Source organism: Vibrio tapetis subsp. tapetis (genome assembly GCF_900233005.1).
GTDB classification, from domain to species: Bacteria; Pseudomonadota; Gammaproteobacteria; order Enterobacterales; family Vibrionaceae; genus Vibrio; species Vibrio tapetis.
The window spans coordinates 1,052,118-1,068,937 of record NZ_LT960612.1 but is presented as its reverse complement, the minus strand read 5'-3'; the positions used below and the strand labels follow the sequence as shown (position 1 = coordinate 1,068,937).

At 47.4% G+C, this 16,820-nt stretch carries 5 protein-coding genes and 1 riboswitch; of the genes, 1 reads left to right on the top strand and 4 read right to left on the bottom strand.

The window, feature by feature from the left end:
• Positions 1-4 precede the first annotated feature (4 nt).
• From VTAP4600_RS21760 to VTAP4600_RS21750, 3 genes are all read right to left on the bottom strand, one after another.
• Positions 5-697, bottom strand: coding sequence for an iron-sulfur cluster assembly scaffold protein (locus tag VTAP4600_RS21760; RefSeq protein ID WP_102524835.1), 693 nt, complete (start codon positions 695-697; stop codon positions 5-7).
• 100 nt (positions 698-797) lie between these two features.
• Positions 798-862: riboswitch (Fluoride riboswitch) on the bottom strand.
• A 183-nt stretch (positions 863-1,045) separates the two neighbouring features.
• Positions 1,046-2,329: a group II intron reverse transcriptase/maturase gene (gene ltrA, locus VTAP4600_RS21755; protein ID WP_102521018.1), complete on the bottom strand. Its 1,284-nt coding sequence runs from the start codon at positions 2,327-2,329 to the stop codon at positions 1,046-1,048.
• A gap of 799 nt (positions 2,330-3,128) precedes the next feature.
• Complete coding sequence (locus tag VTAP4600_RS21750; protein ID WP_102524834.1) at positions 3,129-4,550, bottom strand: MATE family efflux transporter; 1,422 nt, start codon at positions 4,548-4,550, stop codon at positions 3,129-3,131.
• A gap of 319 nt (positions 4,551-4,869) precedes the next feature.
• Between VTAP4600_RS21750 and VTAP4600_RS21745 the strand changes: the two genes are divergently transcribed.
• Positions 4,870-5,394, top strand: a complete 525-nt coding sequence (locus VTAP4600_RS21745) for a chloramphenicol phosphotransferase CPT family protein (protein ID WP_102524833.1) — start codon at positions 4,870-4,872, stop codon at positions 5,392-5,394.
• A gap of 115 nt (positions 5,395-5,509) precedes the next feature.
• On the opposite strand, the gene VTAP4600_RS21740 is transcribed toward VTAP4600_RS21745, so the two are convergent.
• Positions 5,510-16,552, bottom strand: coding sequence for a VCBS domain-containing protein (locus tag VTAP4600_RS21740; RefSeq protein WP_172443203.1), 11,043 nt, complete (start codon positions 16,550-16,552; stop codon positions 5,510-5,512).
• Between the last annotated feature and the right edge of the window lie 268 nt (positions 16,553-16,820).

The window sequence follows — 16,820 nt, the reverse complement described above, 5'->3', positions numbered from 1 at the left end:
CTGATTACGCGTGACGTGGGTTAATGGTTTTAACGGCTTCATCGAAACGACCGTATGTTCCTTTTGCCTCGGCCATGGCACTTTCGGCCGATTCCCCTTGACCAATCAGAGCCATCATTTTTCCTAGGTTCAAATATTCATATCCGATAATTTCATCGTCTTCATCTAACGCTAACTCGGTGACATAACCTTCCGCTAATTCCATATAACGCGCTCCTTTAAGGCGTGTGGAATAGCTTGTACCAACTTGGCTTCTTACGGTTTTACCTAAGTCTTCTAACCCTGCACCAATTTCTAATCCATCTTCAGAAAATGCGGATTGGGTACGACCGTATACAAACTGCAGGAAGATTTCTCTCATCGCGACATTGATTGCATCACACACCAAATCTGTGTTTAGTGCTTCTAGAATCGTTTTTCCAGGCAAGATTTCTGAGGCCATGGCTGCGGAATGCGTCATACCTGAGCACCCAATTGTTTCAATAAGCGCTTCTTCAATAAGACCTTGCTTGACGTTAAGCGTAATTTTGGCTGCACCTTGCTGAGGAGCACAAGTGCCAACCCCATGACTTAAGCCCGAAATAGCGATCACATCCGTTGGACGAACCATTCGACCTTCGACTGGAATTGGCGCAGAGAGATGTAAATCGCCCCGCTGAATTGGGCACATGGATTGAATATCTGAAGAGTATTGCATGCTGCTTTCCTATGGTAAGGAAAACAAGTGTGGTTGTGGCGTTATTCCCACAGAACGATAAGCAATCTACATTGCTACACCAACAGATACACCTGTTTTCGTTTCTGTAGGAGTCATCAGCCAAATTGGCGGTTAAGTAGGTGGAACCCCATCACCTGTGGAACCTATAGTAGATCTAGATCACCTTTTTGTGCAACTGCCTTATTAGAGCAATTTCTCATATTAATAATTTCTTAATACTCAATTGAACATATGGCCACTTTACCGCTCCGCTAGATCATCGAGTAGGGTGAGGCGTCTCCGCCTCATCCCTCTCACAGAACCGTACGTACGGACCTCGTATACGGCTCATGCACATTTCCATTCAGCATAATGGCTGAACACATATCCTGTCCTAACGTGTTCAAGATTCACTAATCCAAGGTCGTTAAACCATTGATTTGGCATCGAGTAACTGGCTAATGGACTCGCAGCATTTCTCCAACTATCCATACAGATATACCTGAATGACCCTTCGTAACCTAGCTGTCTTAGCCTGCGGTGGAGTCGGGTCGGTTTTTTCCATAATCGTAGTTGGACGCTGCGAAGTCTTCGCCTTAACCACGCGGCCAGTTTCTTAAACTCCCTGTTGGCATTCGCTATTCGAAAGTACTGGCTGAACCCTCTCAGAAGTGGATTCAGTTGTTTAATGACTTCTAACAATGGCTTACCGCCATTGCGTCTTGTCACTCGCTTCAACTTTCCTTTGAACGTCGACATTTTCTTTGGCTGAATACGGCTATAATGGCTACCGATTTCTATTCCAAGGAATTTCACACCTTCGCCGCTGTGCGCTATGTGTGATTTGGTTTCGTTCACCGTTAACTTGAGCTGTTTTTCCAGGACCTTCGTTGCCTGTACTTGCGCATTTTCTGCACCTTTACGGCTGCGACAGAAGATCAGTATGTCGTCGGCATAACGGACTATTCGATGTCCTCGCTTTCGCATCTCTTGATCAAACGCATCCAGATAGATGTTCGCTATCAGTGGGCTTATTACTCCACCTTGCGGACTACCTATCTCGGTATGCTGCCACTCTCCATCAACCATTACGCCACTTTTCAGGAACTGTTTGATGAGCTCCAGTACGCTACTGTCTGTGACTCGTTTCTTAATGCTTTTTAGAATAAGCTCGTGGTCGAGCTTATCGAAGCACTTCGATAAGTCCATATCTACGACGTGTTGCATTCCGTATCGACGGATGAACATCGTCGCTTTGTTTATAGCATCGTGACAACTTCGATTCGGTCTATACCCAAAGCTGGATGGGTGAAACTGCTCTTCGAAGATTGGGGTTAATAGATCATTTAGAGCTTGTTGGACAACTCTATCCCGTACTGTTGGGATCCCAAGTAATCGCACCCCACCATCATCTTTCGGTATTTCTACCCGTCTGACGGGTTGAGGGGTGTATCGCTTGGTTTTGAGTTCCAGAAGAAGTTGATCTAGGTTATCACTCAGATTTTGGGCGTAATCGCTTAGGCTCTGCCTATCTATTCCGGCCGCGCCTTTCGCTTTCCACACTTTTTTAAATCCTTTATAGAGTCGCTCTTTGTGGAGCAAGTGACCATATAAACTGTAGTAAACTCTCAACTTTTTCCTTTAGATTGTGTGCCGTGTGGGGACAAATGCTCTCTCACAGTGTTGGTGTATTTCACTCCACTCTCTAGCCTTCTAGCTCAATGGCAATTTACTAGAGTGAGTCAGAGTTACTCCCTTGTACGGTTTCTCGCTTCAGTGCTTTGCTTTCACAAAGACCGAGACGGAATACCTCGATAGCTAATCAACTTGTATACCACTGAAAAAAAAAACATCTGCTCATCACAGACTTAAAATGTACTTCATCCCTTCGCAACACCAGATTGCTTTTGGCAAAATGTTGTCCCATCAGACGTGTTACTGATGGTCAGCTCAGTTTTATCCTCCACACCATTACTGGGCTTCACCGGCCGAGCTTTACTCACTACTACGGATTCATCTGCCACCTCGCACCAACATAGATCTTGGCTCTCGCCTTGAGTTTATGCTTCCGACGTTTGCTCGGATGTGGTGTCAGGCTTCCCCAGTTACTGCACTGGCTCCCTGTTAACAATGCCACCCTCAAGCACAATCTAGGTCTGATTGAGTATCGGGCTTCACGCTATTTTGCACGCTTACCCACCTAAATTGCCGAATCAGGTTCACTTTCGTTGTGTACTGTTAACTTCCTATCGCTTCCTTCAAACCCTGCCGTTGGCCAGCAACGCCCTTGCGATTCGGATTATCTTCCCCTCAATCAGGGTGATTTAGGCTTCTTTCAGCCTAATGGGTTTGCCAGCTTCGCTGGGCAAACAAAAAAAGGAAGCACTCTCGAGCTTCCTTTAATTCAAAGAACGTCAAACATTAACGATGCCTAAGTAGCGGATACTTGGTTTTCGCTGCCTAACGCAGACGCATACGCATACGCATACGCATACGCATGAGATTTAATCACAAACCTCAAGCGGATCAACATAAACAATGCCGCCACCGTGAGACCCGAGATAATACCAATCCAAAAGCCAACCTCTCCCATTGCAGGACCTGCGAGATCCGACATCCCTAAGATAATACCCAAAGGCAATGCGACGCCCCAATATGCAAATACTGCGAAGATCATCGGTATTTTAGTATCTTTGTAACCTCGAAGTGCACCATTGGCCGACGTTTGAATAGCGTCGCTAACTTGATATACAGCAGTGTATACAAGCAGCAAACTCGCCGTTGAAGCGATGACAGGATCAGACGTATATAGACCGATTAGCCACTCAGGGAAGAGTAAAAGCCCGCTCACCGAAATCAACGACAGCAATACGGCAACAATGATTCCGACGTGACTTCGATGAACCGCTCCTCGGTTATCTTTTGCACCTAACGCATGCCCAACTCGTATGGTAATACCAAATGACAGACTCATCGGGATCATGTAAGTCATACTTGATATGTTCAAAGCAATTTGGGCTGCAGCGACGTTTTCGGCACCTATTCGGCCAATAAGCAACGCAATCACAGCAAAAATGCTGCCACAGATCGCTATGTTCAAACCAATAGGGAATCCTAGTTTGAGCATATGTACAATCTCGTCTTTTCTTGGCTTTATATCACTAGTATCAATCACTTTTTTATAGTGATGGTGTGACTTTATGTAGCTAATGAGCATGAAAGACATCAACCAAAACACCAAACTGGTCGCGACTCCACAACCTACTGCGCCCATCGCTGGTAAGCCAAATTCACCATAAATCAGTATGTAATTCGTGGGTATGTTTATCAGTAAACCAATTACCGAGATGATCATCGGTGCACGAGTGTTATTCATGCCCTCACAAAAACCATTCAGCACATAGAACAGCGCAATACCAGGAACGCCAAAGGTCAAGGCAACCGCATAATCGCTCGCGATAGGGACAATTTCTGGTGCCACTCCTATGGCATTAAGAATATTTTCGGCTTGCAGTAAGTACACGATTAATAGCGTACTGACCGCTGTCGCTATCCAGATCATTTGGAACAATTCAATGGATATTTTCTGAAAGTCTCTAGCACCACGATGAAACGCAACAACCGGTGTTAACGCCATTATGATTCCGCGTAACAGTAGTGAAACCGGGATCCATAGGCTGGCACCTAGCGCGATAGCAGCAAGATCGACAGGGCTAACTTGGCCGGCCATTGTCGTGTCCACAAAGCCCATTGCTTGGGTAGCCAGTTGGGTAAAAATGATTGGAATAGAAAGTTGTAAAAGAGATCCTGATTCGGTCAAGAATCCAGATTTAGATGTATTCGAGTTAGGCATAGTACTTAGAACACCAATATAAATGCACCAAAGGAGGCAGGATAGCGTGGATGCATTTTAGGGTGTGCCCTTGGGGCGGCAGGCAATGTAGATGAGTTACGCAGGATTATCAAGCAAGGAATTGTTAGACAACGCATCATCACAACCGCAACAGCACAAGGTTTCATTGTCTCTGATTTTAAAATCTCATAATATTCAGAATGATAGATGGTTTACATTACAATTTGTTCTGTGAAGCGCGCCGAAAATAAATCTTTACCCTGATTTTGAATAAGGTTGTTCATCTAAGATAACGGTTCTTAATTTGATGGAGCAGCACATGTATCCCGACGTCATTTTACTTAACGGAACCGGCAGTAGTGGAAAAACCAGTGTCGCAAAGATTTTGCAAGAAACGCTAAAAACTCAGTACTTGAACTTCAGCATTGATAGCGTTTTGTATGCTTTACCACCCACCGATTTACAAGCCATGATACAAGGTGCGCCGATCACAAGAGATGGCTACGATTACGCAAACTTAGTCAAAGGCTATCACTTATGTCTTCCGGGTTTAATCCAAGCAAACTGCCGCCTAATCATTGATAACGCTTGGATTGATAAGCAAGAGATAGACGCCTTACTTGCGCTATTAGAGCCATATCATGTCATTAAGATTGGCGTGCATTGCGAGCTTAACGTGGCGAATCAACGAGAAAAAGATCGAGGCGACAGAGCCATCGGTTTAGCCGCCTATGAATACCCTCTTGTCCATCAGAATATCGATTACGATTTAGTGGTTGATACCAGCACTAAGTCACCAGAACAGGCAGCAGAGGAGATTGTCGCGTTTTTGAAACATAACTAGCCCGTTTCAATCGCGAATTGGGCACGTGTTAAAGATAGATCTCCAATGATTAAGGCCAAAATCCCTATTTGATTTTGGCCTTAATTTAACCTTTTGAACGTTCAAAATGAGTTCATTAATCAACTTTAAACGCTTGTTGTTGGAACAGCTGGTCAACAATGTCATGTGAAGATGACGTCGCTGAGATATCAAGCCCAGAGAGATCCAGATTGTTCATTTCAATGTTATCGATCTGCCCCGAATCAGAGGTGATCTTAATTGCTATTTGGTCATCGCCATCGTACGTTGCTTCAACATGCGCAAGCAAATTATCCATCGGAGACTTCGATGCATCATTCGAAAGAATATCGCTCACATCGAGCTTATCTTGACCAAATTTAAAGTCTGTAATGACATCAGTAGACTCAGAGTCACTCAGCGAAGCTCGGTCAAAAACGAATACGTCTTGCCCGCTGCCACCTGTCAAGATGTCATCTCCGAGACCGCCATTGAGTATATCATTGGCGTCACCTCCGATAAGAATATCGTTGCCCGTTCCACCGTGCAGTGAGTCTTCTCCACCTTGACCAAATAACACATCCGCGCCATCAGTACCCAGTAAAGAATTATTGTCGTCATCACCCATTACATGATGTCTTGAGTCTGAGTTGACCTTCTCTGAACCTTCTCCCGTCAATGTCAGGGTAAATAGGTTGTCAGTCACCCCTCCCTTGCCATCGCTCACTTTAAATGAAAAGTTTAAATGTGTTTGCTCGCCATCATTTAGGCTAAAGTCCTTATCTTGAGTAAATCGGTAGCTACCATTGGATTCAATTGCCAGAGTACCAAAGGCCGTTTCTATTTGATACGAACCTTCTAACATGCCCGCCTGAGTCACTAATTCATGATTAGCATCAACGCCAGTTCCTTCGGCGTTTAACAGTGCGAAATCGCCGTCGTTTAGTAAAATAGTCAGTGAATCACCATCAACATCACTGGCACCAGCCAACAGCTCACCTGCAATCGGTGTCGGTGATATATGATTTAAATATTGACCTAGGTTCTCACCTGAATCCGCGTAAATCACTTCGTGACTCAGCTTATCCATCGCTTCTGCTACCTTAGCGTCATCTGAACTTGCAATGCCAATCCCATAGACTTTGGCATCGTTCGCTTTCACATATTCAGCCCAACGCTGATATAACGCATCGGTGGGTGGTGTGCCATCTTTAGGATTTGGCGCTCCATCAGAAATAAAGAATACGGTGTCTTTACTCTCTACTGGCTGTTCGTTTAGGTGTAAGTCCCAATCAAATTTACCATTTTCATCAAGGCCATCTTGCCAAGGAAAACTTGGGTTATCCATTTTGCCCATCACGGTATCCAAGGCTTCGCTGTAGTCGGTGTTCAAGCCTCGGCTGTCTACCCAACACCAGTCATTGACATAGCTGTTAACCTTCGATTTATAGTCCATGCTAGCGGGATCAAGCCCAGCCAGTTCCGGGGGTCGAGTCATGTATTCAAGATCTTTAAGTTCATACCAACCAGCAACTTCAGCCTCACCCGCAAATTTCACCAATCGAACATAGGTATTCGAGTTGCCGCCTTCCGCTATGAGTTTTTCTACCATATCGTGCAAAGCTTCAGCTGCTTTATAAGCGCGAGACTCTTCACGAGGTGCCAAAATCTCATCGGGATTACTATTACCACGAACCGTATTTGATCCGTCAAACGTTCGCGTCATACTGCTTGAAAAGTCGAACACCACCGTTAACTTATTGATCGGTTGATCTTCAACTTCGGCAAACCCTTGAACTGGCGCTGTCGTTGGCGCACTGTTTTCCACCGTATTGAGCGTCACATTGGTTGTATCAGTGTCTTGCCCGTCTGAGGCTTCAACAGTCAATTGGTATTGCTTTTGCGCGTCGTAATCGAGCTCTTCTCCATCACGCAACCAGATTTCACCAGTACGCTGGTTTATTTCGAATTTATTTTCGTCCCCACTGACAATTTTGTAGCTGACAGTATCGTTACCGTCTGGGTCATATGCGTCAATTTTTCCAACGAGAATGCCCGTTTCTTTCTCGTTCACATTAAAGCTGATTTGATCGTCAGTTGGGGCTCCCGTCGCATCTGTACCATGGACTTGGTCTGAATCCGTTGGACTGATGATTTCAGGCGCTCGGTCACGAATGTCGATAACGATTTCACTGTTGGCTGTATCGCCATCAGAATCGACGACAATGACTTTGAAAGTTTCTTTCTGATGCCCAGAAACATTCGATGCCTTGTAGTCGTACCAGCCATTTTCAAAATTGATCGTTAGAAAACCATGTTCTGTTGGTAACTTAGCTAGCGAGCCTTCCTCAAACTGATGCTGAATACCAAATTGATCCGTCTTGAGCACATGACCAGAATCTTTATCAAAATGGTAAACGTCATCGCCTACAGAAATGCTGCGTACCTGTTCAACTTCACCTTGATGCGAGGGACTAATGGTGCTTTGCAGCTGCCCTGAAATGGTCTTGGCAAGTACATCTCCAATATTGGCATCATCTTCGACCACAATCGCAGAACCTTTGTCGGTCGCAATTGGCGTTAAGTATTCCAAAGACGCTCCGGCACCAATGCCTATAGACCAAATATTATTAAACGCATGGCCGTTTGCCGTGATGCCGCTTTCCATCGCCTGTTCAAGAATAAGTTGCTCTTCCGCTTTGGTTGGCGTTACGCGACCATTGAGCAAGTCTTGATAGCGTTGGTCGCTGTCAAAGTCATCGGCCTGCATATTCTTCATCAGATCCGTACGGGCTTTGATATAAAATTGATCAGTTTGATTAGTCCAATTATTAAAATCTGATGGGCTACCATCAGAGATGAAATACAACTGGCTAGTTGTGCCAGCGATTTCATCTTGGCTTTCTTGCTCATTGAGCACGTCATTAACTTGATTGATCGCTTGAGAGTAAGGCGTCCAACCCGCAGGACGAACTGAATCAAAGAATGTATCGATATCATCAACAGATTCAATCCAACCCGACACTTTCCCAGAAGGATAACCACTGTGAGTGGCTATTTTGAGCTTAACATCACCGAGATCATCGTATTTTTCGAACATGTCTTTAATGGCATTTCTTGCTAAATCCCATCGAGTTACGTCCTGTCCATCAGCATTTTTGACGACATCTTTCATAGAACCAGAGGCATCTAATGCAATGATCAAGCTGTTGTTTTGTGGTTCAACATCATTGATGACATGATGTTGATTATTCGCCGTCGGGACGGAGTCGATGACATTAAGGTTCAATGTCGCGGTGTCTGTTTGTGTTCCTACATTAACTGCGATGTTGACTGGTAACGTCAGTGTGTCAGCCCCTTGATCTGGATGATCGATCGGTGCCGACTGTTCAACTTTGTAATGCCCTGTATCGGAATTTAATGTTGCCTTTAAGACTTCGACACGGTCTGCGCCTTGTCCAACAAACCCAGTTAACGTCGCCTTATCACTGCTGACTTCAAATTGAACAGCCTTACCTTCTGAAGTAATTCCAGACAGCGTTTGATTTTCACCAAACTGATAGGTGGCGTCGCTAGCCGAACCAATATCCGCAGAAAGATCACCCTCCGCCTGAACTGGCTGCCCTGTACTCAAGTCAGATTCCGACAATGTTACTTGCGAATCATCCAGAGAAATGGCTTCACCAATAATGGTTACGGTTACGGATGCAGTGTCCTGTAGACCATGTTCGTCTTGTATCGTGTAGTCAAACTTAACATGACGCACCGCGCCAGCTTGGATATCTCGCTGATCGACAGGCAATGTATTCAGATATTTTTCAGAATCAAAGACTAACTTGCCATCTTGTAAGGTTAAGTAGCCATCTTTTGGATAGTCAACAATGGTTATTTTGTCATTTTCTGGATCGCTGTCATTAGCCAGTACGTCGAGCGCTAGTGTGCCCGTACCATGGGTGTGGTAGGCGTCATCAAACGAAGTTAGGTTCGCTTTTACTTCAGTAATGAAATATTCAGAACCTTTCGGATCAACCACACCATCTTTATAGCTGAGCGCCGACATTTCAATGCTATCGAAGTATCGTCCATTCGCATCAACGACAACCATCGGGGAACCACTGCCAGTACCTTCAAATACACCACTAGCGATCACTTCACCCTGATAGTAGGCTTTCCACGTACCGCGTTCTATGCCCGGTTCCCAACTGCCGTGCTTGGTATCCGTCCACAGATTTTTCAATTCAACTTCTGCGTGATTGGCAAGTTGGCCTTCAGCAAAGCTAAATCGTACCGCTTCACTTTGTTCTGTCGCGTCGTCGTAGCCTATTTGCTTGTTTTTGACTTGATCGGTTCCGGTATCTAGACCCGAATTAACGCCAAACTTACTGGTACCACCATCGCCATCGTAATCCGCCTTTGTCGCGTCTGCGGTTTTTGCACCTGTTTTGGTATCGATTACGTAATAGCTGACTTGGATATCCTTATGGCTATCCCAGTTACTCGCATCTAGAGTTTTTGTTTCAGTAGTCAATCCCTGATCATCAACGGCAATAGGGGCTTCGTTGATGTCTTTCACGACTACGTCTACTTTCGCTGTGTCTTTCAAGCCATCTGAATCGACAACTTCTACATCAAGTTGATAGCTCGGCGTGCTTTCATGATCGAGCGATACACCAGACTTGAGGCTAACTACGCCACTGACGCTATCAATTTCAAACAGATCGGTATGGTTGGTTAACACATAAGACAGAGTGTCACCGTTATCATTATCAAACGCTTTTACTGTGCCAACTTCTGCACCAGCACTGTTCTCATTCACTTCGAATTGGTACGTATCAGCATCCGCTTGCCCCTGTGCGTTCAGTCCTTTTGCGTCGTTCGCACCACTGATGAATTCTGGCTTATCATCCGAACCCTTAATGGTTACTTTTACTTCGTGCGTCGTGCCATCTGCTGACGAAACGGTGATAGTTCGAACGATTGGCTTGCTGTCGGCGTCGAGTGCTTGAACATCTGCGTGATTATTGTTGAGTTTGTATGTCCACTCGCCTGTTTCGTCAATGCTGAACGAGCCGTAGTTGCCATCGGCGACGTTGGTTTGAGTGATGAACACGGCTTCGCCTGCGTCTGGGTCAACCACGTTCAAGTTGCCAGAAGTGGTCAGCGTCACGTCTTCTTGCACTGCACCGGCATCATCCGCCGGGGTGTTTGGTGTGATCACGGCTTTGTCGTCGGTGCCTGTGATCGTGACCGTCACTTCATGGGTCGTGCCATCGGCAGAAGATACGGTGATCGTTCGAACGATTGGCTTGCTGTCGGCATCCAAAGCTTGTACGTCTGCATGAGTATTGTTAAGCGTGTATGTCCACTCGCCAGTTTCATCGATGCTGAACGAGCCGTAGTTGCCATCAGCGACGTTGGTTTGAGTAATGAATACGGCTTCGCCTGCATCTGGGTCAACCACGTTCAGGTTGCCTGATGTCGTTAGCGTCACATCTTCTTGCACTGCGCCAGCATCATCCGTCGGGCTGTTTGGTGTGATCACCGCTTTGTCGTCGGTACCTGTGATGGTGACCGTCACGTCGTGAGTGGTGCCATCAGCCGAAGATACGGTAATAGTACGAACGATTGGCTTGCTGTCGGCGTCTAGCGCTTGTACGTCTGCATGAGCGTTGTTAAGCGTGTATGTCCACTCGCCTGTGTCATCGATGCTGAACGAGCCGTAGTTGCCATCAGCGACGTTGGTTTGAGTAATGAATACGGCTTCGCCTGCGTCTGGGTCAACCACATTCAGGTTGCCAGAAGTGGTCAGCGTCACGTCTTCTTGCACTGCGCCAGCATCATCCGCCGGGGTGTTTGGTGTGATCACGGCTTTGTCGTCGGTACCTGTAATAGTGACCGTCACGTCATGGGTCGAGCCATCGGCAGAAGATACGGTGATCGTTCGAACAATTGGCTTGCTGTCGGCGTCTAGCGCTTGTACGTCTGCATGAGTGTTGTTAAGCGTGTATGTCCACTCGCCAGTTTCATCGATACTGAATGAGCCGTAGTTGCCATCGGCGACGTTGGTTTGAGTGATGAATACGGCTTCGCCTGCGTCTGGGTCAACCACGTTCAGGTTACCAGAAGTGGTCAGCGTCACGTCTTCTTGTACTGCGCCGGCGTCATCCGCCGGGGTGTTTGGTGTGATCACCGCTTTGTCATCGGTACCTGTAATAGTGACCGTCACGTCGTGAGTCGTGCCATCGGCAGAAGATACGGTGATCGTTCGAACAATTGGCTTGCTGTCGGCGTCTAGCGCTTGTACGTCTGCATGAGTGTTGTTAAGCGTGTATGTCCACTCGCCAGTTTCATCGATGCTGAATGAGCCGTAGTTGCCATCGGCGACGTTGGTTTGCTCAATGAACACGGCTTCGCCTGCGTCTGGGTCGACCACGTTCAGGTTACCTGATGTCGTTAGCGTCACGTCTTCTTGCACTGCACCTGCATCGTCATTTGGCGAGCTCGGGGTGATCACGGCTTTGTCGTCGGTGCCTGTGATGGTTACGGTCACGTCGTGAGTCGTTCCATCGGCAGAAGATACGGTAATAGTACGAACAATCGGCTTGCTGTCGGCGTCCAAAGCTTGTACGTCTGCATGAGTGTTGTTGAGTGTGTATATCCACTCGCCAGTTTCATCGATACTGAATGAACCGTAGTTGCCATCGGCCACATTGGTTTGTTCAACGAACACGGCTTCACCTGCGTCTGGGTCAACCACATTTAGGTTGCCAGAAGTGGTCAACGTCACGTCTTCTTGCACTGCGCCTGCATCATCCGCCGGGGTGTTTGGTGTGATCACGGCTTTGTCGTCGGTGCCTGTGATGGTTACTTTCACTTCGTGCGTCGTGCCGTCGGCTGACGAAACAGTAATAGTACGAACGATTGGCTTGCTGTCGGCATCCAAAGCTTGAACGTCTGCATGAGCGTTGTTTAGCGTGTATGTCCACTCGCCTGTTTCATCGATGCTGAACGTGCCGTAATTACCATCGGCAACGTTGGTTTGAGTGATGAAGACCGCTTCGCCTGCGTCTGGATCAACCACGTTCAGGTTGCCTGATGTCGTTAGCGTCACGTCTTCTTGCACTGCGCCTGAATCATCCGTCGGGCTGTTTGGTGTGATCACCGCTTTATCGTCAGTGCCTGTGATGGTGACCGTCACTTCATGAGTCGTGCCATCGGCCGAAGCAACGGTAATAGTACGAATAATTGGCTTGCTGTCAGCGTCTAGCGCTTGTACGTCTGCATGAGTGTTATTGAGCGTGTATGTCCACTCGCCTGTTTCATCGATGCTGAACGAGCCGTAGTTACCATCGGCGACGTTGGTTTGAGTGATGAATACGGCTTCGCCTGCGTCTGGGTCAACCACATTCAGGTTGCCAGAAGTGGTCAGCGTCACGTCTTCTTGTACTGCGCCTGCATCATCCGTCGGGCTGTTTGGTGTGATCACCGCTTTATCGTCGGTACCTGTGATGGTTACTTTCACTTCGTGCGTTGTGCCGTCTGCTGACGAAACAGTAATAGTACGAACAATTGGCTTGCTGTCTGCATCCAAAGCTTGAACGTCTGCATGAGTATTGTTTAGCGTGTATGTCCACTCGCCTGTGTCATCGATGCTGAACGAACCGTAGTTGCCATCGGCGACGTTGGTTTGAGTGATGAACACGGCTTCGCCTGCGTCTGGATCAACCACGTTCAGGTTGCCAGAAGTGGTCAGCGTCACGTCTTCTTGTACTGCACCAGCATCATCAGTTGAGCTGTTTGGTGTGATCACCGCTTTATCGTCAGTCCCCGTGATAGTTACCGTCACGTCGTGCGTAGTGCCATCGGCCGAAGATACGGTGATCGTTCGAACGATTGGCTTGCTGTCGGCGTCTAGCGCTTGTACGTCTGCATGAGTATTGTTGAGTTTGTATGTCCACTCGCCTGTTTCATCGATGCTGAACGAGCCGTAGTTGCCATCGGAGACATTGGTTTGCTCAACGAACACGGCTTCGCCTGCATCTGGGTCAACTACGTTCAGATTGCCAGAAGTGGTCAGCGTCACGTCTTCTTGTACTGCACCAGCATCATCCGTTGAGCTGTTTGGTGTGATCACCGCTTTATCGTCAGTACCCGTGATAGTTACCGTCACGTCATGGGTCGTGCCATCGGCCGAAGATACGGTGATCGTTCGAACGATTGGCTTGCTGTCGGCGTCTAGCGCTTGTACGTCTGCATGAGTGTTGTTAAGCGTGTATGTCCACTCGCCAGTTTCATCGATGCTGAACGAGCCGTAGTTGCCATCAGCGACGTTGGTTTGAGTGATGAAGACGGCTTCGCCTGCGTCTGGGTCAACCACGTTCAAGTTGCCAGAAGTGGTCAGCGTCACGTCTTCTTGCACTGCACCGGCATCATCCGTCGGGGTGTTTGGTGTGATCACCGCTTTGTCGTCGGTGCCTGTGATGGTTACTTTCACTTCGTGCGTCGTGCCGTCGGCTGACAAAACAGTAATAGTACGAACGATTGGCTTGCTGTCGGCATCCAAAGCTTGAACGTCTGCATGAGCGTTGTTTAGCGTGTATGTCCACTCGCCTGTTTCATCGATGCTGAACGAACCGTAGTTGCCATCGGCCACATTGGTTTGAGTGATGAACACGGCTTCGCCTGCATCTGGGTCAACCACGTTCAGGTTGCCTGATGTCGTTAGCGTCACGTCTTCTTGCACTGCGCCAGCATCATCCGCCGGGCTGTTTGGTGTGATCACCGCTTTGTCGTCGGTGCCTGTGATGGTGACCGTCACGTCGTGAGTGGTGCCATCAGCAGAAGATACGGTGATAATACGAACAATTGGCTTGCTGTCGGCGTCTAGCGCTTGTACGTCTGCATGAGTGTTGTTGAGTGTGTATGTCCACTCGCCTGTTTCATCGATGCTGAACGTCCCGTAGTTACCATCGACCACATTGGTTTGAGTGATGAACACGGCTTCGCCTGCGTCTGGGTCAACCACGTTCAAGTTGCCAGAAGTGGTCAGCGTCACGTCTTCTTGCACTGCACCGGCATCATCCGTCGGGCTGTTTGGTGTGATCACCGCTTTATCGTCAGTACCTGTGATGGTGACCGTCACGTCGTGAGTGGTGCCATCAGCCGAAGATACGGTAATAGTACGAACGATTGGCTTGCTGTCGACGTCGAGCGCTTGAACATCCGCATGGTCGTTGTTGAGCGTGTATGTCCACTCGCCAGTTTCATCGATGCTGAATGAGCCGTAGTTGCCATCAGCGACGTTGGTTTGAGTAATGAAGACGGCTTCGCCTGCATCTGGGTCAACCACGTTCAGGTTGCCAGAAGTGGTCAGCGTCACGTCTTCTTGTACTGCACCAGCATCATCCGTTGAGCTGTTTGGTGTGATCACCGCTTTGTCGTCGGTACCTGTGATGGTGACCGTCACGTCGTGAGTGGTGCCATCAGCCGAAGATACGGTAATAGTACGAACGATTGGCTTGCTGTCGGTGTCTAGCGCTTGTACGTCTGCATGAGTGTTGTTAAGCGTGTATGTCCACTCGCCAGTTTCATCGATGCTGAACGAGCCGTAGTTGCCATCGGCCACATTGGTTTGCTCAACGAACACGGCTTCGCCTGCGTCTGGGTCAACCACGTTCAGGTTGCCAGAAGTGGTCAACGTCACGTCTTCTCGCACTGCGCCAGCATCATCCGTCGGGGTGTTTGGTGTGATCACCGCTTTGTCATCGGTACCTGTGATAGTGACCGTCACATCATGGGTCGTGCCATCGGCCGAAGATACGGTGATAGTTCGAACAATTGGCTTACTGTCGGCGTCTAGCGCTTGTACGTCTGCATGAGTGTTATTGAGTGTGTATGTCCACTCGCCTGTTTCGTCAATGCTGAACGAGCCGTAATTGCCATCGGCCACGTTGGTTTGCTCAACGAACACCGCTTCGCCTGCGTCTGGGTCGACCACGTTCAGGTTACCTGATGTCGTTAACGTCACGTCTTCTTGCACCGCACCGGCATCATCCGCCGGGCTGTTTGGTGTGATCACCGCTTTGTCGTCGGTGCCTGTGATGGTCACGGTCACGTCGTGGGTCGTGCCATCGGCAGAGGATACTGTGATCGTGCGAACAATTGGCTTGCTGTCGGCGTCTAGCGCTTGTACGTCTGCATGAGTGTTGTTGAGTGTGTATGTCCACTCGCCTGTTTCATTGATGCTGAACGAGCCGTAGTTGCCATCGGTCACGTTAGTTTGAGTGATGAAGACGGCTTCACCTGCGTCTGGATCAACCACGTTCAGGTTGCCTGATGTCGTTAACGTCACGTCTTCTTGCACTGCGCCTGCATCGTCATTTGGCGAGCTCGGTGTAAGTTCGGCTTTATCGTCGGTGCCTGTGATGGTGACCGTCACGTCGTGGGTCGTGCCATCGACAGAGGATACGGTAATGGTACGAACAATCGGGTCACTATCGGAATTCAATGATTGAATATCAACGTGATCATTATTTAGCTGATATGTCCAATTACCGTTCCTATCAATGCTAAAGGAACCGTAGTTACCATCAGCGACATCAGTTTGAGTATTAAATACCGCTTCATTTGGGTTACGATCAATTACGTCTAGTTTCCCGCCCGTTAACAAAATTTCGTCTTCTACGACTTTGCCTTGATCACCGCCATTAATACTTGGTTTTACAATAGCGGGAGTTGCACCGATTTCAGTGTTTGTTATTTCCCCACGAAACAAATCAAACAAAGCGCTTTGCTGTGCTACAGGAAAACCGGATGTTTCAAAAAATGTACTTGCTAGTACTTCTGCTCCAGTTCGCTCTATCGTGCCTGAAGTCGTTAAGCTCGATCCACTCTCTGCACCTGCAGCGGACGCAAACTCTTCCCCCAGTTGGGTTGGATCCTCTCCCGATTGTAATGCATCTATAATAGCGGCAATGTCGGACGATATATTCGTACTACCTTCATCTTGAACAACTTCGGCTCCGACAAAGGTTTGATCAGCGAGAGTCTCAACAATGACTTCCCCAGGATACAGAATCTCTCCTTGCTCCAAAACTTTAATGTTTCCGTCCAACCCGATAACAACAACTGTTTTTAAAGCTAATTCTGTTTTTTTGATCAAAATCTTGTACCCCGGTAGAACCAAAATAAAACTAAAAATCGCTAAATATAAATATTTAGCGTCTATTAAATAATCATTATTTGAATAACGCGTAATTTATCATTAAGTCCACCACTTAAAACATGCACTTTTGGGTTAAATAAATTTCATGTTTTAAATTCGTTTAAATCTTCCTCATAAAAACATATTTTAATAAGGCAACACCGAATCTAATTAGGCTCGTACTTAAATAATTACTTACCTCGCAGCAAGTAATTAAAACTTAATT